Origin of the sequence: Caballeronia sp. BR00000012568055, assembly GCF_029439455.1 — a bacterium.
In the GTDB taxonomy this organism is placed as follows: Bacteria; Pseudomonadota; Gammaproteobacteria; order Burkholderiales; family Burkholderiaceae; genus Caballeronia.
This window is the reverse complement of sequence record NZ_JAQFVG010000357.1, coordinates 160,122-182,438: the sequence shown is the minus strand read 5'-3', so window position 1 is coordinate 182,438 and position 22,317 is coordinate 160,122. Positions and strand designations below refer to the sequence as shown.

Genomic DNA, 22,317 nt, shown 5'->3' with positions numbered 1-22,317 from the left:
ATACGACACCTTCCTACCGTGGACGAAGAGGACATGCAACGACGCACTTGTTCACTGGGAGAACGCTCGCTACTCGTCCGCCGAGCTCAAGGATGCTGCGATCGTGCACTCACGCAGACCGGGAAAGGAAGCGTTTGTCGTCGAAGTCAAGAGCCCTTATCGCAAAGCCGGCAAGATCCTGTGCCGTATTCCGGAAGGGGAAGTCTTCGAGATCGAGATGATCGAGGAGGATAAGATCCGGTTTGGAGAAGACCTGACATGGCTGGAACTGACTTTTGCGAAGATGGACGACAATATACGAGGAGCCGAGGCGGCACATCAGAATGCGAAGCTGTCTCAGCCGACGAAACGAAAGGCGGCACAGAGAGTCAGCGTGAAGACTCAGCAGCAGTTAGACGACATCGAGCGCTCTCGCACCGATGAGTTCGCAGGCGCTGTCGGAGCGACCAAGAGCGCAGCGAAACGCAACTCCAACGCCTTTCGTGCGCAACAATTGTTGGAGCAGCAGAAAATTGCCTACGGCGTGAATGGGCGGTTGGCAGATGAAGCTGATATCGAAGGAATTGCGTCTGGGACTTCCGAGAACCCGACCGCGGACGATACGCATATGAGCGATGATCCACTCGCCGATGCAGCCAGACTGGCAGAAAAAGCTTACTTCGCGAGAGGTAAGCAGGGCGATCCCACGAAATAGCTCAATCCTCCCATAACCAGCGCGGACGCCGCGGGATACGTTGGCGCTCTTTATCCCCAACTATTGACCAACTGTGAAAAACTTGACCGCAATAGGAACCGTATAACTCAATGACATTGCGCGCACGGTGGTTGGCACGGCTCTGCCGCGCCAGGAAAGCCTCGATAGCGTGTATCTACATCTAATGTCTCGACGTATTTGCAACTAATGTCTCGCGACAAAGCATCCTCACTCATTACGCGGTATCAGGCGGCGACCGCCAGCGTGGCCGGCTTCGACGCCTGAGCAGCGTCGGCCTTATGGTCTTCGAGAATCATCTCGGCGCCCTTTTCGGCGACCATCATGGTCGGCGCATTGATATTGCCCGACGTGATGTTCGGGAAAATCGAGGCATCGACAATACGCAGGCTTTCGATGCCATGCACGCGCAAGCGATCATCCACCACCGATGTGCTCGCGTCCGGTCCCATCGCGCACGATCCGCACAGGTGATAGATCGAGCCAGAGTTTTCGCGGAAATACTCGAGGAACGCTTCGTCGCTCTTGACGTCCGGTCCCGGCGAGATTTCCTCGGCGGTGATATTGCGCAGCGCGGGCGCACTCATGATCTTGCGGATGAGTTTGCTGCCCTGCACGACATCGTGCAGATCTTTCTCGGTCGTCAGCGCGTTGATGCGAATCTTCGCGGCATCTTCCACACGATCCGATGCAATTTCGATCGAACCACGGCTGGTCGGACGCGTCGGGTTGAAGCACAGCAGGAAGCCCGAGTACGGCTCCGGTTCCAGTTGCGCCTTGCTGCTCTTCGGAATCCGATACGACAGCGGATTGAAGTAAAGCTGCAGATCCGGCTCGGCATCGTTTGCGTCGCCCTTGAAGAAGCCGCCCGACTGGTTCACGCTCATCGACAGCGGACCTTTGCGCGAAAGCAGATAACGCAAGCCCGATTTCGCCTTGCCGACCAGCGACAGCAGTTCATCGTTCAGCGTCTTGACGGTCGCGCGATAGTAAAAGCTCACGCACAGGTGATCCTGCAGGTTCTTGCCGACCGCCGGCAGTTCATGCACGACCGGAATGTTGTGCTTCGCGAGCAAGGCCTTGTCGCCGAGGCCGGAAAGCTGCATGAGCTTCGGGGTATCGACGGAACCGGCGGAGAGGATCACTTCGCGCCTGGCGACGAATTGCAGCGTTTCGCCATTTTCACCATTGCGCGAGGTCAACACGCCGATCGCGCGCTTGCCTTCGAACATCACGCGGCGCACGGTCACGTTGCGCTCCACGCGCAGATTCTTCCGCGACAACGCCGGATGCAGATACTCGAAGCTGCTCGACGAACGCTCGCCATTGCGCGCGTTCAGATCGTAGATGGTTGCGCCTTCATAATCCGCGCCGTTGATATCGCCGGTGATCGGAAAGCCCGCCTGCCGCGCGCCTTCCAGGAAGGTGCCGGTGATGGCGTGCGCGCCTTCTTTCATCGACGAAATCTTGATCTTGCCGTCCGCGCCGTGATACTCCGTGTTGCCCGCCCAATGCGATTCGAGCTTCTTGAAGTACGGCAGCACATCGCGATAACCCCAGCCGGTGTTGCCCGCGCGCGCCCAGTCGTCGTAATCGTGCGGCTGGCCGCGCACGTAGATCATCGCGTTGATCGAGCCGGAGCCGCCCTGTACCTTGCCGCGCGGGCAATACAGTTGCCGGTTGTTCAACTGCGCTTCCGGCTCGCTGTAATACATGTAGTTGTATTCAGGGTTGTAGTAGGTCTTGGTGAAACCCACCGGCACCTTGAACCAGAACGACGAATCCGCGCCGCCCGCTTCCAGCAGCAGCACCGAATGTTGTCCCGACTCGGACAGGCGATCGGCCAGAATGCAGCCAGCCGATCCCGCGCCCACGATGATGTAATCGAATTCCATGCTTCTTCTCAGTAATTAGCCCTTGGCGGGCGCGAGATCTTTCACGTCGAACGGCTTGCTCGCCATTTGCAGATGCAGACGTTCGCCCGTGTACGGCGTATGCGCGCGCACCACATCCATATTCAATTCGACGCCCAGACCCGGCTCGCTCGACGGAATGATGCAGCCGTCTTCCCACTTGATCTTGGTCTTCAGCACTTCCGCATGGAAACCATCCCACGTGCCGATGCTTTCCTGAATCAGGAAGTTGGGCGAACACGCCGCGACCTGAATGCTCGCTGCCGCGCCGATCGGACCGTTGTAGAGGTGCGGCGCGATCTGCGCGTAATACACCTCGGCCAGACTCGCGATCTTCTTCGCTTCGAGAATGCCGCCGACGCGTCCCACATTGAATTGCAGGATCGATGCCGCCTTCGCTTCGAGCAGCTTGAAGAACTCGTACTTGGTGGTCAGACGCTCGCCCGCGGAAATCGGAATGCTGGTCTTTTCGGCGACCTGCGCCATCGCGCCTTCCTGTCCCGGCGGCACCGGCTCTTCGAACCACAGCGGATCGTATTTGGCGAGACGCTGCGCCAGACGAATGGCCGACGACGGCACCATCTGACCGTGCGTGCCGAACAAGAGATCGGCCTTGCTGCCGACCGCTTCGCGAATCTTGCGGCAGAACAACTCGCAGCGATCCATCACTTCGAGCGAAATCTGATGACCGGAATACGCGGTGTAGGGACCTGCCGGATCGAACTTCACGGCGGTGAAGCCAAGCTCGACGTTCTGCACCGCGCATTCGGCGGCGAGATCGGGATCGTCGTAGTCGTATTCGCCGCGCGCGTTCTTCGGATACAGATACGTGTACGAGCGCAGACGTTCATGCACGCGTCCGCCGAGCAGTTCGTACACCGGCTTGTTCGCCGCCTTGCCGATGATGTCCCAGCACGCCATTTCCAGGCCGCTGAGCACGCCCATCATCGTCAGATCGGGACGCTGTGTGAAGCCGCTGGAATACGCTTCACGATAGAAGCGCTCGACATGATGCGGATCGTGACCTTCGAGATAACGCTGGAACACGTCTTCGATGATCGGCGTCATCGCTTTCGGATGGAACGTCGCCGAATAAATCTCACCAACGCCTTCGATACCGCACGCCGTGCGCAGCTTCACGAAGATCCAATACATGCCACCGACATGCGGCGGCGGAACAGCGACGATATGCGTTTCGAGCGAGACGATCTTCATTGTTGCTCCTGCTTCTTGAGACGAAGTTTGAACATGATCGCTGCGACGCTGCCGAGCGCGGCCATGCAGGCGATATAGCCGAAATACAGTTGATAGCCGTGCACGCCCGGATAGTTCTGCGTGAGATAGCCGTTGATGAGCGGCAATACGGCATCCGGCGAGTAGCCGACGACCGAAACGAGACCGATGGCGAGACCCATGGTTTCGGCGGGCACCTTGCACTGATCGAGCAGCGACCAGTAGAGACCGCGAATCGCGTAAGTCATGATGCCGATAAACAGCACCAGCGCCGCGATCACCCACGGATTGCCGATAGCGGGCGCCAGCAGCAGCACGAGAATGGACACCGCCGCCGCGAACAGCGCGAAGATCAGCACGGAAGTCTTCGAGAAACGGTCACCCAAAAAGCCGCCGCCGATACCACCGATCGGGCGCATCCACAGCTTGGCCGTGGTGATGAAGCCCGCGACCACCACCGACAGACCGATCTCCTTCTCGTGCAGATACGCCGAGAAGCTGTACGTCGCCCAGAACACCTGATAGCCGCAGAACACGATGGCCGACAGCAGCATCAGTTGACGGTTCTTCAACAGCGAGCCGAGATCGCGCAGCACATTGCGCTTTTCGCGAGCGCCTTCGTTCGCTGCCTGCGCGCCTTGCGGGTCGCGCACCAGACCCAGAATCACGCCCAGTCCGATACACAGAAACGCGTACATATAGACGACGAGCCTGAAACCTTCGGCCGGCTCTTCGTGGCGCGTATGCGTGATATAGGCGAACAGCGAAATGGCGATAGTCGCGAGCATCGCTTCGATCAGACCGCGGCCGCCATCGAGAAAGCCGAAGAAGCGGCCTTGTTCATCGGCGGAAGCGATCATGTTGACGCGCTTGATGATCGCGGCCCAGAACGTGAGGCCCGTGGTGATGCCCCAGCCGCCGAAAATCACGATCAGCGAATTGAACGAAGGCGAGGTCGAATACCACAGCCCGAGCAGGCCGGTTGCGATCAGCGAAAAACTGATCAGCACGCGCGGCTTCACGCGATCGGCGAGCCATCCGCTGGGTAGATAGCAAACCAGAAAGATCGTGCCGAGCGCGGAATAAAGAATGCCGAGTTGCTCTTCGGTGATATGGAAGACTTCGAGCATCGTCGGCTGATAAACCTGCCGCAGATACAGAATCGGATAAATCGCGCCAGCGGCAATCACCAGCAAGGCAAGCTGAATATAGCGATCGGCGCGTGACGACGCGTGCGGCGTGGCGCTCACGCCAGCCGGATTTTGAGCGGGATTCGACGACACGGAAAGTGCTCCTGGAAGACGATCGGCTTCGATGCGCCGCGCCTTGTATGTTCTTGTGGTTGGGAAAAAAAGCGACCGCGCCGTCTTTTTAAAACGGCGCGGTCCGATGAAACATCAATACTTCATGACGACGAGACGCGTCTGCGTGAATTCGAGCATGCCGTGCTTGCCATCGTCACCGCCGATACCGCTGCGCTTCCATCCGGAATGGAAGCCCTGGTACGGGTCGGCCGGCGTGCGGTTGATATACAACTCACCCGCTTCGATCGAGTTCGATACCTTCATCACCGTGCGATAGTTTTCGGTGTAAAGCACCGACGACAAACCGAACTGATGGTCGTTGGCAAGCGCGATGGCTTCATCGATCGTGCTGTATTTGAGGACGGCGAGCACCGGCCCGAACGTCTCTTCCTGCACGATTTCCATGTCCTGACGGCAGTTGGACAGCAGCGTCGGCGGATAGAAAAAGCCCTTGCGGTTCGGCACTTCGCCACCGCATTCGAGCGTCGCGCCCGCTTCGATCGCGCGGCGCACCATCGCGTGGATGCCGTCGCGCGAGGACTTGTTGACCAGCGGACCCATATACGCGGCGTCTTCTTCGCGGTCACCGATCTGCTTGGCCAGCATTTGCTCGCGCAGCATGCCGACGAACTTGTCATGCACGCTTTCGTGAACGTAGACACGCTCGATGGCGGTACACAACTGGCCGCTGTGCGAGAGCTTCGAGCCGATCAGTTCGCGCGCCGCCTTCTGCAAATCCGCATCCGGCTCGACGATGGCGGGCGTCTTGCCGCCCAGTTCCAGCGAAGGCTTGGCGATATTCGCCTTGCAGTATTCGAGCACCTTGCGGCCCGCGCCGACGCTGCCCGTCAGCGTAATCATGCCGACCGCCGGATGCGTGCAGACCACTTCGGCAGTGGCATGTTCCATCGCCAGAATATTGATGACGCCCGAGGGCAGCGCGGCGCGTTCGACCGCGCGCGCCACTTCGAACGCGGACAGCGGCGTGTTGTTGCTCGGACGCACGACCACCGTGTTGCCCGCGATCAGCGCCGGCGCGATCTTGCGCATCAGCGTGTAGATGGGGAAGTTGAACGGGATCAGACATGCGACCACGCCGATCGGCTCGCGGTGGAGCACGAGGTTTTCATCGGGTGTATCGCTCGGAATGACTTCGCCTTCGATCCGGCGCGCCCATTCCGCGTGGTAGCGCGTGATCTGCGCGGCGTAGATCGCTTCGTTGGTGGCATCCGACAGGCTCTTGCCCGATTCCATCGCCAATGCTGCGCCGATGGCGGGCGCGGCTTCGACGATTGCATCGGCGAACTTTTGCATGTGGACCGCGCGCTCGGCGGCGGGCATCACGCGCCACAGACGCTGCGCGGCCTGAGCGCTTTCGACGGCGGACAAAGCCTGCTCGCGCGATGCGTTGTGCACGTGGCCGACCACTTCTTCCGTGGCGGGATTCAGGATGGCGGTAAGCGCATCGCCGTCCGGTTCGATGAAACGACCGTTCACGAAATTCCGTTCTTGCTTCATATCCTGCTTCATGCTGTTCGGCTCCTTGTGCGCTAGATGAGCGCTAAGACGCGTTCGCACGCACGGTCGTTTTTTGCGGCCTGCGGCAACCGGTCCAGTTGCGTTTCGAGGCATTTTTCCGCGCCTCGCGCTGCAGCGACAAGCGAAGATTTCTCCGCCAGAACATTCGAAAAACTCACGATTGCCCCGCCGCGAAATCCTTTTGCGATCCGACATCGATCGAGCAAAATCCGACGCTCGCTTTCCTGCGTTTCCGCGCGTTCGATTTGTTGGAAATGTTTGGAAATCCTCAAAAATTCATAAAACATTTGAGACTTTCTATGAAGATCAAAGGCATTTTGTGTGCAGCGCTCGGCTGCGCGTCGATGTCGGTATTTGCTCAAAGCAGCGTCACGCTTTATGGCGTGCTCGACGAAGGCCTGGACTGGACCAGCAATGTCGGCGGCAGTCGCGCGTATGAGTTGACCAGCGGCTACGCATCGGGCAGCCGATGGGGCATGCGCGGCGTCGAGGATCTCGGCGGCGGCACGCAGGCGGTCTTCCAATTGGAAAGCGGCGTCAATCTCAGCAACGGCGCAGCCGGTCAGGGCGGACGCATGTTCGGCCGTCAGGCGTACGTCGGCGTGCAGAACAGCCAGTTCGGTACGGTGACGCTCGGGCGTCAATACGACTCCGTGGTCGATTATCTTGCGCCGACGACGGCCAACGGCAACTTCGCGGGCTACCTGTTCGCGCATCCGTTCGATAACGACAACACGGACAACTCGTTCCGCGCAAACAATACGGTGAAGTACGCGAGCCCGTCGTTTGGCGGCTTGAAGTTCGGCGGCACGTATAGCTTCAGCAATGACACGGGCTTCGCGAATAATCGCTTGTATAGCGTCGGTGCTTCGTATGCGAATGCGGGTTTGCTGGTCGGCGCGGCTTATATGCGGGCGGACAATCCGGGCATGAATAGCGCGGGCGCAATCGCGACCAACGATGCAAGCTTCATCGCGCAGCGCATGCAGGTCTTTGGCGCGGGCATCAACTACACGTTCGGTCCGGCGATGGCAGGTTTCGCGTACACGAATTCGAGCTATGCGAATCCGACTGGCAACGGTTACCTCGGCAACACGGACATCACCAACGGCACCGAACTGAAGAACATCAGGTATCAGAACTTCGAAGTGAACGGCAAGTACGCGTTCACGCCGGCGTTCTTTATCGGCGCGCAGTATGTGTATTCGATCGAAACGTACGATGCCGCATCCGGCAAGGTCAAACCGAAGATCCACTCGGCTGGCCTGATGGCCGATTACTTCCTCTCCAAACGTACCGATGTGTACGTGCAGGGCGTGTATCAGAAGATCGCAGGCAGCGCGACGGATTCGGCGTTGGACCAAGCCTATGTGCCGGGCGCGCTCGGTCAGTCGTCGAACTCTGAGCAGTTCATCGCGCGCGTGGCGCTGCGTCACGCGTTCTAATTCAAGCGCTCAACGAGCCGGATGATTTGTCCGGCTTTTGTCCCTCGCGCCCGCATCTTCACGATGCGGGCCAAACGTTTCCAGGTAAGTCTTTCTCCCCTTCGCATCCATCGCGAAAATTTCTTGCGAACGTTTGCTAAAGAACGTTTTTAACCTTTCCGTTAATAGAGCTATCCCTGACATGACGCGTGGTTGTCGCTATCGGCATCGCGTCTTTCTCTCCTAGGAAGCTCTCGCAATGAAGAAGTTGTTGGTCGCTCTCGCCAGCGTGGTAGGCATCGTCACCCTGACCGCGCCGGTCGCGCATGCTCGTGAAGTGTATGGACAAGTCGGCACCGAAGGCGTCGGCATCGGCTATTCGGAACCGCTCGGCACGCGCGACAACGTCCGCGCCGAATTCAACGGCATCGCTTTCTCGCACAACTTCAACGCGGGCGGCCTGCACTACGACGGCACCGCGCACATCTACCACGGCGGCCTGTATCTCGACTTCTTCCCCGCGCCGAACACGGTGGCGTTCCGCTTCACCGCCGGCGCGCTGATCGGCGGCGATAACGTCGATGCCACCGCCACCAGCCCGACCGATACCGTGCGCATCAACGGCGTGACGTACTCGACCGTCGGCCAAAGCATCCACGCGAAGGCGAAATTCCCGACAGTGCGGCCGTATATCGGCATCGGCTTCGGTCATACGCCGGTGGCGCAGAAAGGCTTCTCCGCCTTCTTCGATGCGGGCGTCGCGTACGGTCGTCCGCGCGTGGACTATGACGTGCCGGCGAACATCGTCGCGGTTGTCGGCCAGGCTTATGTCGATCAGGAGAAGCAGGATTTGCAGGATAAAGCGGATAAGTTTCGCTGGTATCCGATTGTGAAAGTCGGCGTGACGTATCGGTTCTAAGCATTGCACGCGGCGGCAGAAAACGCCGCCGCGTGCCACACATACCCACATCACAAAATAATCTTTAGCCCCCGCCCGTGCGCCCCCGAGAATGACGGCACCTCGTCACCGGAGACCACAAAAATGGCGGTCCAACGCACGCTCCTCGCCGCACTGACCATCGGCATCACAGGCTTCGCCGCGAACGCGGCCCACGCCGATACCACGCTCCTCAACGTCTCCTACGACGTCACGCGCGAGCTGTACAAAGACATCGACGCTGCCTTTATCTCCGACTACAAGTCGAAGGCGGGCGAAACGGTATCGGTGCGGCAGTCGCATGGCGCATCGAGCGCGCAGGCTTTATCGGTAACGCAGGGTTTGCAGGCCGATGTCGTGACGATGAATCAGCCCAACGATATCGATCTGCTCGCCGAACGCGGCCAGCTCGTGCCCGCCGATTGGCGCAAGCGTCTGCCCAACGCCAGCGCGCCCTACACCACCACGATGGTGTTCCTCGTCCGCAAAGGCAATCCGAAGCAGATCAAGGACTGGAACGATCTCGCGCGCCCCGGCGTGCAGGCCGTGATCGCCAATCCGAAGACCTCGGGCAATGGCCGTTATGCCTATCTCGCCGCGTGGGGCTACAAGAAGCAGCAAGGCGCGACCGATCAACAAGCGCAGGACTTCGAACGCGCCATCTTCAAGAATGTCCCCGTGCTCGATACCGGCGGGCGCGGCGCGACCACGACGTTCACGCAACGCGATATCGGCGACGTATTGGTCACGTTCGAGAACGAAGTCGGTCTGATGAGCGCGGGTCCCGGCGCGGGCAATTTCGACGCGGTGTATCCGTCGGTGAGTCTGCTGGCGGAACCGCCGGTTTCCATCGTCGATAAGGTGGTGGACAAGCGCGGCACGCGCAAGCAGGCGCAGGCATATCTCGACTTCCTGTGGACCCCGAAGGCGCAGGAAATTATCGCGGAGCATCATCTGCGTCCGCGCGATGCCAGCGTGCTCGCCAAACACGCCAGCGAGTTCAAGCCGCTGAAAACCTTCACCGTCGAGCAGATGTTCGGCAGCTTCCAGCAGGCGCAAAAAACCCATTTCGCCGATGGCGGCACGTTCGATCAGATCATCGCTGACCGGAAATAAGTTTTGCCCCCACTCACGGGACGCCCAAACGCGTCCCGTTTCGTTCTCCGCGTTTCTCCGCATTTTTCTCCATTCCGCAACACCTTTTCGAACGATCCTCCGTGCTTTTTGCAGCGCAATCGTTTGCGCTAAATTTTGCCTGCATAATCGTGCCGACGCCGCTTTTCGCCCCATCGCGCGTCAAATCAGGCATTCGGGCCATCGACACACGCTCAACAATTCCAACTCGCACGAGCACACGAATATGTCGTCCAACTCCCGCTTGCCGATGTTTGTGCCGCCACCGCCGTCGGAGCTGGATTCGCTTGCCGCGCGCATCGCCCGAATCGGCGGCTGGTCGTTCGGTGCGCTCTCGCGCCGCCTGACCTGCTCCGCCGAAGTGCGCGCGATCTTCGAAGTCCCGCCCGCCACGCCCTTCGAACTCGACGATGCCCGCGCGCTCATCACGCCCGCATCGCGCCCGGCCATGACGCAGGCCTCCAACGCCTGTCTGCGGCAAGGCATTCCGTTCGACGTCGAATTGCGCATCGTCACGATGGAAGGCCGCGACTGTTCCGTCCGCGTCGTCGGCGAAGCGATTCTCGGTCCGGGCAATGCCATCGCGGGCATGCGCGGCGCGGTGCAGGACGTCACCGCTCAGCGCCTCGCGCGCGAGATGCTCGAACGCTCGGAGGAGCGCTTTCGGATCATCGCGCGCTCGACCAACGACACGATCTGGGACTGGGATATCGCGTCGAACAAGACGTGGCGCAGCGAGAACGTCGAAAGCCTGTTCGGTTATGCCAAGGACGACTTTCAAGGGTCGATGAACACGTGGGCCAACCGCATCCATCCCGATGATCGCGCGCGCGTGCTCGCGCATCTCGACGCCGCGCTGCAAAGCGACGGCGAGCACTGGATGGACGAGTATCGGTTTATCCGCAAGAACGGATCGACGGCGTACGTGCTCGATCGTGGCTTTATCATGCGCGATGACGATGGCATCGCCACGCGCATGGTCGGCGCGGTGGTCGATCTGACGCAGCGGCGGCAGGCCGAGGCGCGTATCCGCGAACAGGCGTCGCTGTTGGATCGCGCGAAGGATGCGATCGTGGTGCGGGGTATCGACAATCGCGTGCGGTACTGGAACAAGGGCGCGGAACGTTTGTACGGCTGGACCGGCGAAGAAGCGGTCGGGCGCTCCGTCGAAGAATTGCTATATCACGATCCCGCCGTGGTGCGCGAAGCCACGCGCCGCGTGCTCGAAACCGGCGAGTGGAGCGGTGAAATCACCGAGCATCGCAAGGACGGCACGGCGCTGGCCGTCGAAGTGCAATGGACTTTAATGCGCGATGAAGACGGCCGCCCCGAATCCATTTTCGCGATCAAAACCGATATCAGCACACGCAAGGCGGCGGAACGGCGGATCGCGCATCTCGCGTTTCATGATCCGCTCACGCAGTTGCCGAATCGCCAATTGCTGATGGAGCGCCTCGAACGCGCGATGGCCGCGAGCAACACGAGCGCGCAATTCAACGCGCTGTTTTTTATCGACCTCGACAACTTCAAGACGCTCAACGATACGCTCGGCCACAGCGTCGGTGACAAGCTCCTGCAACAAGTGGCCGAACGGCTGCGCGCGTGCGTCGGCGCGGCGGATACGGTGGCGCGTTTCGGCGGCGACGAATACGTGCTGCTGCTCGAAAATCTCGGTCCGGCCGAAGCCGAAGCCATCGCGCGCGCGACCGCCGCTGCCGAAGGCGTGCTCGATGCGCTGAACCGGCCGTATCAACTGGGCGATTATCTGCACAACTGCACGCCGAGCATCGGCATCACGCTGTTCAGCGACGATTCCGCCGATACCGGCGCGCTCTTGATGCACGCCGATCTCGCCATGTATCAGGCGAAAGCGGCCGGCCGCAACGCCATGCGTTTCTTCGATCCCGCCATGCGCGAAGCGGTTTCCGCGCGCATGTCGAACGAAGCGGATTTGCGGCGCGCGCTGCGTGACGACGAATTCGAACTGCACTATCAGCCGCAGGTTGACCGCAACGATCAGGTGATCGGCGTGGAAGCGCTGGTGCGCTGGCGGCATCCGGCGCGCGGCCTGATCGCGCCGGGCGACTTCATTCCGCTTGCCGAGGAAACCGGCCTCATCATGATTCTGGGCGAGCGCGTGCTGAACGCCGCGTGCGCGCAAATGGCCATCTGGTCCGCCGATCCGCTGATGGCCACGCTCGAAGTATCGATCAATGTCAGCGCGCGGCAGTTTCATCACCCGGATTTCGCGGACTGCGTGCTGGCGGCGCTGACGCGCTCGGGCGTGGACCCGCAGCGGCTCAAGCTCGAACTCACCGAAAGCGTGCTGCTGGAAAACGTCGAAGACACCATCGCGCGGATGAACTTGCTGAAAACGCGCGGCCTGTCCTTCGCACTCGATGACTTCGGCACCGGTTATTCGTCGCTCGCGTATCTGAAGCGCCTGCCGCTCGATGTGCTGAAAATCGACCGCTCTTTCGTGCAGGACCTGCTCGACGATCCCAGCGATGCCGTCATCGCGCGCACCATCGTGGCGCTCGGTCATAGTCTGGGCTTGCGCGTGATCGCCGAAGGCGTGGAGAACGAGCGTCAGCGGGACTTTCTGTTCCATATCGGCTGCGACGCGTATCAGGGCTTTCTGTGCGCGCGGCCGCTGCCTCCCGATGAAGCCACCGCGTTCGTCAAAGCGAGCGGCTTAGCGTATCGGCTCGCGTATGTCACACCGCGCGCATCGTGATATTTTTATTGGCTTGAGCGACTGAACGACGCCTTCGCACGCCGGGCCAATCACCATGAGTCAAGTCCGCTATCCGCTGGCGCCCGACGACCGGGTGCATCTGCTGTGCTGGCTCACCTGCGGCTTTCTCGGCGCGTATTACCTCGACGGCGTCTGGCCCGATACAGTATTTCAAGTGCGCGCGGCGCATCGGTGGCTGGACCGGCATCATCGTGCGGCGGACTGGTTCGAAACCGCGCGCTTGTCGGTCGCGGCGCAGGCGCTGGCCGTGCGCATGTGTTCGATGCTGCAAACCGAAGCGGGTAAGAGCGGCATCGAAAAGATTCTTCAGGGCGAAGATCTCGACTACGAAACGGCGCTCGTGCGGCAGGTCTATCACGAGTGCTGCATGCAGCTCGGCGAACGCAAAAAGCCCTCACGCTAACGTTTTCGTCCGCACGATCACACGCGTTCACGAATATTCGCGCTCAATTTTCATGCCTCGCCTGACACGCGCCTTACGCAGCAATGCGTTGGCGCGTTGCCATTTTTTTGCCTCGAACGAGTGTACGGAACACCACACATGCGCCCTATTGTCGGTTGATACTATCGGCGCGCCTGCTCGCACGTCGATGTTCGCAGAGGTCGGCTCCACCGTCGGCGGCTCACACCAGCAAGAAAAAACGAAAGCGAAAACGATCGATATTGTCTGGAGGGCATATGCAGCAGCTTCACCCCAGCCGTTCCCGTGTTTCCTTCCGCCTGCGGCCGCTCAGCGTGTGTGTCCCGCTGATGCTCGGCCTCATTTCCTTTACCGTCGATGCCGCGCCGCCCTTGCCCAAGGGCGGGCAGTTCGTCGCGGGCAGTGGCACGATCAGTGGCGGCGGGCAAGCGCTCACCATCGATCAGACTTCGTCGCGCGGTGTGATCGACTGGAACAGCTTTTCGATCGGCGGCGGCCGGCAGGTCAACTTCAATAACGGCTCGGGCGCGACGCTCAATCGCGTGACGGGCGGCGATCCGTCCGTGATTCTCGGGCAGTTGAACGCAACCGGCAGCGTCTATCTGATCAATCCGCAGGGCGTGCTGGTCGGTCCCGGCGGCGTGGTGGCGACGGGCGGCCGATTCGTCGCCTCGGCGCTCGATATCAACAACGCCGCGTTCATGGCGGGCGGCGCGCTGACGTTGTCGGGCGGCGGCAATGGCGTGGTGGTGAATCTCGGCAAGATTGGTTCGTCGGGCGGCGATGTGATTCTGGTGTCGCGCTCGGCGGTCATCAACGCCGGTCAGATCGATGCGCCGCAAGGCACCGCCGAACTCGCATCGGGCAGTCAGGTGTTGGTGCAGGACGCGAGCGGCAGTCAGCAAGTGTTCGTGCAGACCGGCAGCCAGGGCACGGTGATGAACGCAGGCGCGGTGCGCGCCGCGCAAGCCAGCCTGCAAGCCGCCGATGGCAACGTCTACGCGCTGGCCGGAAACAGCGCCGCGATCCGCGCGACCGGCACCGCCACCCGCGATGGCCACATCTGGCTGGTCGCGGATCAGGGCGCGGTGCACGCCAACGGCACCCTCGCCGCGCAGAACGCGGATGGCAGTGGCGGCACGGTCGAAACGCACGCAAATCAGCTCGACGTGTCCGGCGCGACGGTGCAAGCCGCGAACTGGAAACTCGGCGCGCCGACCTTCACCATTGACGATGCCACCGCCAGCACGCTCGCGCGCAATCTCTCCAGCGGCACCAATATCGATGCCGAATCCGGCGGCGATCTCGCCGTGAACAGCAACGTGGCGTGGAACGGCAACGCATCGCTGACATTGGGCGCGGCGCATAACGTGAGCGTCGCGCAGAACGCGGGCATCGCCAATACGGGCGCAGGCAATCTCACGCTGCGCGCCGATGCGGGCGGTATCGACAATGGCGGCAGCGTGAGCAATGCGGGCAGCATCGACTGGTCGAAGAGCACGGGCATTGTCAGCGCGCTCTACGATATGAACGGCACCTACGCGCCGGGCACGCTGCTGTCGAATAGCGGCTGGACGGCAGCGCCCTACAGCGGACAGGTCACGCAGATCACCGCGTACAAGCTCGTGAACAACTACGCCGACCTCGTCAACGTCGCGCAGAATCTGGCGGGCAATTACGCGCTCGGCAAGGATATCGACGCCAGCGCGAGCACCAACGTGACGCCGCCCGCGACCGGCTTCGCGCCGATCGGCACGACCACGGCCAACGCCTTCACCGGCCAGTTCGACGGTTTCGGCCACACCATCGACAAGCTCGGCGTGATCGGCGCGTACGACGCACAGTGGGTCGGCATGTTCGGCGTGATCGGACCGACGGGCGTGCTGCGCAATACCAACCTCACCAACAGCAACGCGAGCGGCTCGGGATCGGCGGCGTACGGCATCGCGGCGGGGCGCAACGACGGCACCATCGCGTACGTCAATACGTCGGGCGGCGCGGGCACGGGCAGTTACGGCGGCGCGGGAAACGGCGGTCTCGCGGGTCAGAACTACGGGACTATCGAACGTTCTTCGACGAGTGCGGATGTCGGCTCGCAAAGTGGCTCGGGCGGACTCGTGGGCGCGAATTACGGCACCATCGCCCAGTCGTTCGCGACAGGCGAGATCCGCGGCGGATCGCACGGCGCGCAAGGCGGACTGGTCGCGTTCAACTACGGCACCATCACGCAGTCGTACGCGACGGGCGGCGTCGGCGGCTTCAACGGCGGCGGGCTGGTGTACGACAACGAAGCGGGCGGCGTCATCAACCAATCGTTCGCGGTCGGGATCGTGGGCGGCGGCGGGCCGCCGGGCGAACCGGAAGGCGGCATCGCGGCGTACAACCAGGGGACCATCAACAACAACGTCTACTGGAACAAAGACACCACCACGCGCACGACCGCTGCGGCCATCAACTCCGGCACCGCGCCGCCGGATTCGAACGGCCTGACCACGGCGCAGATGAGCCAAGCATCGAACTTCCTCGGCTGGGATATTCCGGCCGGCGGCGTTTGGGCGATGCCCACCGGCGCGACGCATCCTGTCTTGCAATGGCAGCAGGCACAACCTTGATTCGTCGATGAAACCGCGAGACGGCCCGCGCCGTCTCGCTCAGCTTCCGATCACCACGAAGATTTCGCCCAGCGGCGCTTTCGATCCATTCGGCACCACCGCCCTCAGCGGAAAGCCATACGTCCCGCGCACGCTGACAAAGCGCCCCACCTGAAAGCGAAATCCCGCGCCCACGCTCGCCAGCGATGCATTGTTCACCTCCCCCGCTTCCGCGATGCGATTCCACACGTGCCCGGCATCGAAGAATACGAAGGGTTGCATGGCGGCGGGTCCGAGCGTGATCGCGGGTGCGCGCAACTCGGTCTGCACGTTCCAGCCGCGATCGCCTTGCGCGGCGTACGGCTCGTAACCGCGCACGGTGGCATCGCCGCCCAAGCCGAGTTCTTCGCTCGGCAACAACGTATTGCCGGTCCACTGAAACAGCCCGCGCGCCGATGCCGAAAAGCCTGTGCCGCCCAGCCGCAATTCGCGCTGCGCCGACAGTTGGAAATACTGATAACGCGGCTTTGCGCCGAGACGCGCGGCATCGAAGGCATCGTCGTTATTCGAACTGTCGAAGTGGCCGGGACTGGCGTAAAGCGTCGCGTTGGCGTGGGTGTCGCCGGTGGCATCGGTCTTCGAGATGTCGTAGCCGAGCACGAACTGATGGATATGCGTGTTCGCGTTGAACACCTGAAAGCCGCCGAATTCGAGGTCGTTATTCGAGCGCTTAAAGTCATAGCCGATCTGCACTTGCTGTAACCACTCGCCCAGCGCGGGCAAGCGCTTGTCGTATCGCAGACTGATCTGTGAACTGATGCCACTTTGTCCGTAACTGTCCGGCAAGCGTGGCGTACTCTGCGCAAACACTCCGAACAGTTCGATCCGATCCAGCCACGGCAGCGGCGCATTCAGATTGAACGCATGCGCGATAAAGCGCGGCCGATTCGGTCGTCCTTCGATATCCGGATTGCCGCTGATAAGGTCGTTACTCGCCGTCATCTGATAGCCGATGCGCGCATCCGTGCCGAACAGATTGCCGTAATCGAAGCCCGCCAGCAGCCGATCGCGGCCGAGATCGCGCACGCCGTCGTTGTCGTAGCCGCCGTAGATGCGCAGCGGCAGACGGTCTTCGGTTTGCAGCACGACATCGGTGGTGTTGGGCGCGGTGCCGGGCGCATAAATCACATCGACCCGCCGATACGGATTCGCGTTCAACAGCGCCAATCCGTTCAGCACATCCGATTGACGGATCGGCGCACCGCTTTCGAGCGGCATCTCGCGTTCGAGCAGCGCATCCGAGAAATAGTGATTGCCCTTTGCGACAACGCGCCCGGTCCTGAATTCCGCCACTTCGATTTTCACCACGCCACCGCTCACGTCCTGCTCCGGCACGAACACATCGACGAGCGGATGGCCGGTATCGCGGTAACGCTGCACGACGGCGCGGCGAATCTGCGACAGACGCGCGAAGGTCAGCGGACGGCCGAGATCGGGTTTGAAGGTATCGAGGAACGATGTATCGAGTAAGGGAAGACCGTGCGCGGTGATCGCGTTGGACTCGACATCAACAGAAGACGAAGCCGATACGAACGCGATGCCGTGCAACTCCTCGATCGCCACACGCTGCGAGTCATCGGCAGGACCAGAAGGCGGCTCGGGCGCGATCGGACGCGCAGAAGAAGGCGGCGCAAGCGGCGCGACATCGCGATACGACTGCGCGTTTGCCTGCCCTTCAGTGAATGCGACAGCCAACGCGCCAGTCAGAAGCAGTAAAGCGTGTCGCAAGTGCGCTCCTGTTCCGGTCAACGGGCCGCTCATGCTACCAGCGCGGAACGGTCATTGCACTGTCCCGGACAACACAATCAGCGACCATTTCGAAAGCAGGGATACACGATGCGGCTTTACAATTTGTCCTCGACTGTCTGCACGCGCGATCACGTGATTTGTCTTGCACATTTCCGTAGAAATGACTGCACACCACGCGGCCGCCAAGTAGAAATCTCCGCTCTTTCGAACCATACGATGCACACCGCCGCGTCAAACTTCCGATACGGCGCGCACGTCATCTATGCTTCGATCACACGCACGACCCGCACTGCCCTTTCAGGACGATGATGGACAAAACCTCTACCGAAATCATCACCGCCCAAGACACCGCGAACGTGCCCGATGAATCGGCGTTTGCCGAATGCGCGCGTGAACCGATTCATATTCCCGGCGGTATCCAGCCGCATGGCGTGCTCATCAGCGTCGATGAGCACTGCCGCGTGTTGCAGATCAGCGCGAACATCGGCCAGTTTGCGCGGCTTGAACCGCAGGAATGTCTGGGCTTGCCGCTGGACGCGATCATCGGCAAAACGGCGGGCAATCATGCAAGCGAAGGACTCAAACGCCTCGCGCGCGATGGCTCCGCGATCCACGTCGGCAACGCGATCATCGATGGCTGGTCGCAGACGGGACCATTCGCGATCGTGGTGCATCGGCATGACGGGCTGTTTTTTGTCGAAGCGGAACCCGCGCGCGACACCGCCGATGTCTTCGCGACCATGTATCCGCTGGTGCGCTCCTTCGTCACCGAAGTGCAATCGATGCGCACCGTCGAGCAGCTTTGCCAGTTCGCGGCGACGGAGATTCAGCGCATCACCGGATTCGGCCGCACGCTCGTCTATCAGTTCGATGATGAAGGCCACGGCCGCGTGCTCGCCGAAGCGGTCGAAGCGGGATATCCGTCGTATCTGAATCAGCACTTTCCGGCCTCGGATATTCCGCCGCAGGCGCGCGAGCTTTACAAGCGCAATCGCATCCGACTGATTTCGAACGCGGATTATCAGGCGGCGGCGCTGGTGCCTTCGCTGCATCCGACGACGAATCGCCCGACCGATCTCACGTATGCGTCCTTGCGCAGCGTGTCGCCGGTGCATCTGCAATACATGCGCAATATGGGCACGCTGGCGTCCATGTCGATGTCCATTCTCGTCGATGACAAACTCTGGGGCCTGATTTCCTGCCATCACGAAACGCCGCGTTTGCCGCCGTTCGAAGTGCGCACCGCGTGCGAGCATGTCGCGCAGATCGTGTCTTTGCAGATCGAAGCGCGCGAGACGCAGGCCGAAGCGCATTACCGGCTCGAATTGCGGCGCATGCTGTCGAAACTGCTTTCGTCGATGGCGAATACCGACAGCTTCGTCGAAGCGCTCGTCAACGACGCGGGCGATCTGCTCGGCTTCACGCGTTCGTCCGGCGCGGCAGTGATTTTCGAGGGGCGGACATCGCTGGTTGGCGTGACGCCGGATCAGCAGAGCGTCACCGCGCTGGTCGATTGGCTCGACAGCCAGAGCGAAGACGTGGTGATGTCGGATCGCGCATCGGAAGAGTGTCCGGCTTTGCAGGATTCGTCGGAAGTCGCGGGCTTTCTCGCGGTATCGATCTCGAAGATTTATCGCAATTACGTGATCTGGTTCCGCCGCGAAGTGGTGCAGACGATCGAATGGGCCGGCGATCCGCGCGCCAAACTCACGGGTCTGGCGACGTCTTTATCGCCGCGTATGAGCTTCGATACGTGGACGGACGTGGTGCGCAATCGCTCGCTGCCGTGGCGGCCTGCCGAGCGCGAAATCGCGCTGGAGTTTCGCGCGGCGGTGTTGGGCATCGTGTTGAGGCGCGCGGAAGAAATTGCGCAGCTTGCGTTCGAACTGGGGCGCGCGAATCATGAACTCGAAGGTTTTTCGTACACCGTGTCGCATGATTTACGCGCGCCGCTGCGGCATATCGTGAGTTTCGCGGATCTGCTGCGTCAGATGGATGGCGAGAAGTTATCGGAGCGCGGGAGCGGTTATCTGGATCGCATCGTGACGTCGGCGCGTTTCGGCGGGCGGCTGGTGGACGATCTGCTGTCGTTCGCGCAACTGGGGCGCGCGGCGCTGCGTCCGCATAAGGTCGATATGCACGCGCTGATTCATGCCGTGATCCAGAACGATATCGACGAAGCCGCGTCCGCGCGCGTGCGATGGAAGATCGAAGCGCTGCCGCCTATCGAAGGCGATCATGTGTTTCTGCATGTGGCTTTCACCAACGTGATTTCGAATGCGGTGAAGTTCAGCGCACTGCGCGAGCAACCGATGATCGAGATCGGCGCGCAGCCGGGCACGGACGAACTCGCGGGCTACAACGTGTACTTCGTGCGCGACAACGGCGTGGGCTTCGACATGCGTTATGTCGATAAGCTTTTCGGCGTGTTCCAGCGTCTGCACGTCAACGAACAGTTCGATGGCACGGGCATTGGGTTGGCGAATGTGCGGCGTATCGTGGAACGGCATGGCGGGCGCGCGTGGGCCGAAGGCGTGCCCGATGGCGGAGCGACGTTCTTCATGGCCCTGCCGATCCAGTTCCGGCCCGAAAGCGGCGTACGGCGCGATACAGCGGCGTCCGCACTGGCGCGGCTCGCGGCGGGCACGGGCGGCGCGGGGCATGACATCGATCAGTTGATCAAGCGGTCGGAGCGGGAGTAGCTTTTTTGAGGCGCAACGCAAAACGGCCGCGAAATTCGCGGCCGTTTCGTTTGATGCGATGCTGCCCGGAAGCTTTAGAACCGATGCCGCAATCCCACCGTCGCGGCAACCTGATTGCCCGTCGACGAAGGCGACAGCGTGTTGATCATCGCCACGTTCGCGCCCGCATTGCCCAGTTCACCCGATGCATGCTGATACACGCCTTCCACATACACGTCGGTACGCTTGGACAGCGCATAATCGGCTTGCAGCGAAACCGTGTGCCACTTCGGATCGCCCGAACCGTTCGCGCCGCCGACCTTGCCGTCGGTGTACGTGTACGCTGCATCCAGCGCGAGCGCCGGGGTCAGTGCGTATCGGCCGTTCAGCTCGAAGTTGTTCATATGCAGGTTCGATCCCCCGGGCAGCGTGAACGACGTGCCGCCCTGCGATGCCGCGATCAGGTTGTCGTAGTGCGTGTTGGTCCACACGAAGCCGACCGTCGCCGGGCCGTAGGCGTAGTTCACGCCCGCGCCGAAGGTGCGTTGCTGTTCCGCCGTCAGGTTCGCGTTGTTGCTCGCCCCCGCCGATACCGCGCCGTTTGCATTGCCCGTACGCGAATTGTTGATCTGCAAATACGACGCCGCGACATTCAGCGGACCCGTGGTGTACGACGCGCCCGCGCTCCATGCGCGATTATTCGAGAATTGGCCTGCGTCGTTCGAGAAGCCATACAGACCGCCGAACTTGAAGCCGCCGTAATTCACGCTTTGATATTTGATCGAATTCTTGATCGAAAACGAGTGATCGAGATTGTCGTTATCGAACGGATGCGCGGCGAGGTTATTGCCGAAACCGCTGCCTGCTTCGGAAATCGGACCGAGATAATCGACTTGCGAATCATATTGACGGCCAAGCGTCACGGTACCGAATTGATCGTGTTGCAGACCGACGTAAGCCTGACGGTTGAACTGCGTGTTGTTCTCCCTGTAGCGGCCATTATTGAGGTTGAAGCCGCTTTCCAATTTGAAAAGCGCATGCAACCCGCCGCCGAGATCTTCCGTGCCCTTCAGGCCGAAGTAAGTATCCGAAAGCGAACCACTGCCTTGCTGCCAGTTATTGTGGCCACCGGCATTGTTGGTGTAGAGAAGACCGGCATCCAGGGTGCCGTAGAGCGTGACACTGCTTTGTGCGTGTGCGGATGCTGCGAATGCGCCGAGAACGCCTGCGAGAATGACTGTTTTCTTCATGGTTCTGTGTGTCCTTTTTCAAAGCAAAAAGTTTCTTTGGGCTTATCGAACGTCGGATCTCATGGAGCCGGTATTGACCTTAAGAAACTGGACACACTGTATTCGACACACGCCTTCTTTAAGCGCCGATCGACACGCAACAATTATTTGTGGATTTTGAAAAGCGATGCGTCCAAGCCTTCAGATGCGTTTAAGCTCAGGCGTTTAGCGCGTGCGATTGCATCGCTTGAGCGTGACGTCATGTTGCACATGGACCACGTTATTCTCGTCGCTCAAGAGAAAAGGTCATTGCGCTTAGTGAGGTTTAATTTGTCATGAAGCCTCGTTAAGCTTGTTTCTGTCCAAGGAACTCCGAGCAGTCATTCGAAGGACAAGGAGCGGCTTCGCGAGAGGAAGCCGCTCCAATTTCTTTTCTGTATTTCCCTTGCCCCTTTCCCTTCGTTGCTCATCGCTTAGCCTCGGCTTTCGAGCGCTTTCGCACGCCTTTTCTGTGCGCATTTCGCTTTGAAGTTTTGCCCGATGCGAATGAAAATTTTCCGCATCCCCGAAGCCGTTTTCGTCACGTGGGATGCAATTCGTACGCGCCGAACCGCCAAAAATCAGCGTTTTTT

Annotated in this window: 14 protein-coding genes and 1 pseudogene; 8 read left to right on the top strand and 7 right to left on the bottom strand. The window is 60.8% G+C overall.

Features of this window, described 5'->3' with window-relative positions:
- Nucleotides 1–694, top strand: a pseudogene (locus tag P7F28_RS31795) (hypothetical protein); the annotation flags it as partial.
- A 245-nt stretch (nucleotides 695–939) separates the two neighbouring features.
- Here P7F28_RS31795 and P7F28_RS31790 read toward each other — a convergent pair.
- The 4 genes from P7F28_RS31790 to aldA all read right to left on the bottom strand — a co-directional run bounded on the left by P7F28_RS31790 (nucleotide 940) and on the right by aldA (nucleotide 6,680).
- On the bottom strand, nucleotides 940–2,607 hold the full coding sequence (locus tag P7F28_RS31790; protein ID WP_277189247.1) for a GMC family oxidoreductase: 1,668 nt from the start codon (nucleotides 2,605–2,607) through the stop codon (nucleotides 940–942).
- Nucleotides 2,608–2,622: 15 nt separating this feature from the next.
- Nucleotides 2,623–3,840, bottom strand: a complete 1,218-nt coding sequence (locus P7F28_RS31785; protein ID WP_277189246.1) for a mandelate racemase/muconate lactonizing enzyme family protein — start codon at nucleotides 3,838–3,840, stop codon at nucleotides 2,623–2,625.
- A complete protein-coding gene (locus P7F28_RS31780) occupies nucleotides 3,837–5,141 on the bottom strand; it encodes an MFS transporter (protein WP_277189245.1) in 1,305 nt (434 codons plus the stop codon). Before P7F28_RS31780 ends, P7F28_RS31785 begins: the two co-directional genes overlap by 4 nt.
- Nucleotides 5,142–5,255: 114 nt before the next feature.
- Complete coding sequence (aldA, locus tag P7F28_RS31775; protein ID WP_277189258.1) at nucleotides 5,256–6,680, bottom strand: aldehyde dehydrogenase; 1,425 nt, start codon at nucleotides 6,678–6,680, stop codon at nucleotides 5,256–5,258.
- Between the two features lie 320 nt (nucleotides 6,681–7,000).
- On the opposite strand from aldA, the gene P7F28_RS31770 reads away from it, so the two are divergent.
- The 6 genes from P7F28_RS31770 (at nucleotide 7,001) to P7F28_RS31745 (ending at nucleotide 15,987) form a co-directional block, all read left to right on the top strand.
- Complete coding sequence (locus P7F28_RS31770) at nucleotides 7,001–8,146, top strand: porin (protein WP_277189244.1); 1,146 nt, start codon at nucleotides 7,001–7,003, stop codon at nucleotides 8,144–8,146.
- Nucleotides 8,147–8,384: 238 nt separating this feature from the next.
- Nucleotides 8,385–9,044: a hypothetical protein gene (locus tag P7F28_RS31765; protein WP_277189243.1), complete on the top strand. Its 660-nt coding sequence runs from the start codon at nucleotides 8,385–8,387 to the stop codon at nucleotides 9,042–9,044.
- 123 nt (nucleotides 9,045–9,167) lie between these two features.
- Entirely contained in the window at nucleotides 9,168–10,178 is a 1,011-nt protein-coding gene (locus tag P7F28_RS31760) for a sulfate ABC transporter substrate-binding protein (RefSeq protein ID WP_277189242.1), read from the top strand.
- A 244-nt stretch (nucleotides 10,179–10,422) separates the two neighbouring features.
- Entirely contained in the window at nucleotides 10,423–12,933 is a 2,511-nt protein-coding gene (locus P7F28_RS31755; RefSeq protein ID WP_277189241.1) for an EAL domain-containing protein, read from the top strand.
- A gap of 55 nt (nucleotides 12,934–12,988) precedes the next feature.
- Complete coding sequence (locus tag P7F28_RS31750) at nucleotides 12,989–13,357, top strand: hypothetical protein (RefSeq protein ID WP_277189240.1); 369 nt, start codon at nucleotides 12,989–12,991, stop codon at nucleotides 13,355–13,357.
- A gap of 275 nt (nucleotides 13,358–13,632) precedes the next feature.
- The gene (locus tag P7F28_RS31745) at nucleotides 13,633–15,987 is read left to right on the top strand and encodes a filamentous hemagglutinin N-terminal domain-containing protein (protein ID WP_277189238.1); all 2,355 of its coding nucleotides are present in this window, start codon (nucleotides 13,633–13,635) and stop codon (nucleotides 15,985–15,987) included.
- A gap of 39 nt (nucleotides 15,988–16,026) precedes the next feature.
- Here P7F28_RS31745 and P7F28_RS31740 read toward each other — a convergent pair whose 3' ends face one another.
- Nucleotides 16,027–17,754, bottom strand: a complete 1,728-nt coding sequence (locus P7F28_RS31740) for a ShlB/FhaC/HecB family hemolysin secretion/activation protein (protein ID WP_277189237.1) — start codon at nucleotides 17,752–17,754, stop codon at nucleotides 16,027–16,029.
- Between the two features lie 326 nt (nucleotides 17,755–18,080).
- Between P7F28_RS31740 and P7F28_RS31735 the strand changes: the two genes are divergently transcribed.
- On the top strand, nucleotides 18,081–20,477 hold the full coding sequence (locus P7F28_RS31735) for an ATP-binding protein (RefSeq protein ID WP_277189236.1): 2,397 nt from the start codon (nucleotides 18,081–18,083) through the stop codon (nucleotides 20,475–20,477).
- 74 nt (nucleotides 20,478–20,551) lie between these two features.
- Here P7F28_RS31735 and P7F28_RS31730 read toward each other — a convergent pair whose 3' ends face one another.
- Nucleotides 20,552–21,706, bottom strand: a complete 1,155-nt coding sequence (locus P7F28_RS31730; protein ID WP_277189235.1) for a porin — start codon at nucleotides 21,704–21,706, stop codon at nucleotides 20,552–20,554.
- 312 nt (nucleotides 21,707–22,018) lie between these two features.
- Nucleotides 22,019–22,317, bottom strand: a 299-nt coding sequence (locus P7F28_RS31725; RefSeq protein ID WP_277189234.1) for a hypothetical protein, incomplete at its 5' end; no start/stop codon positions are given.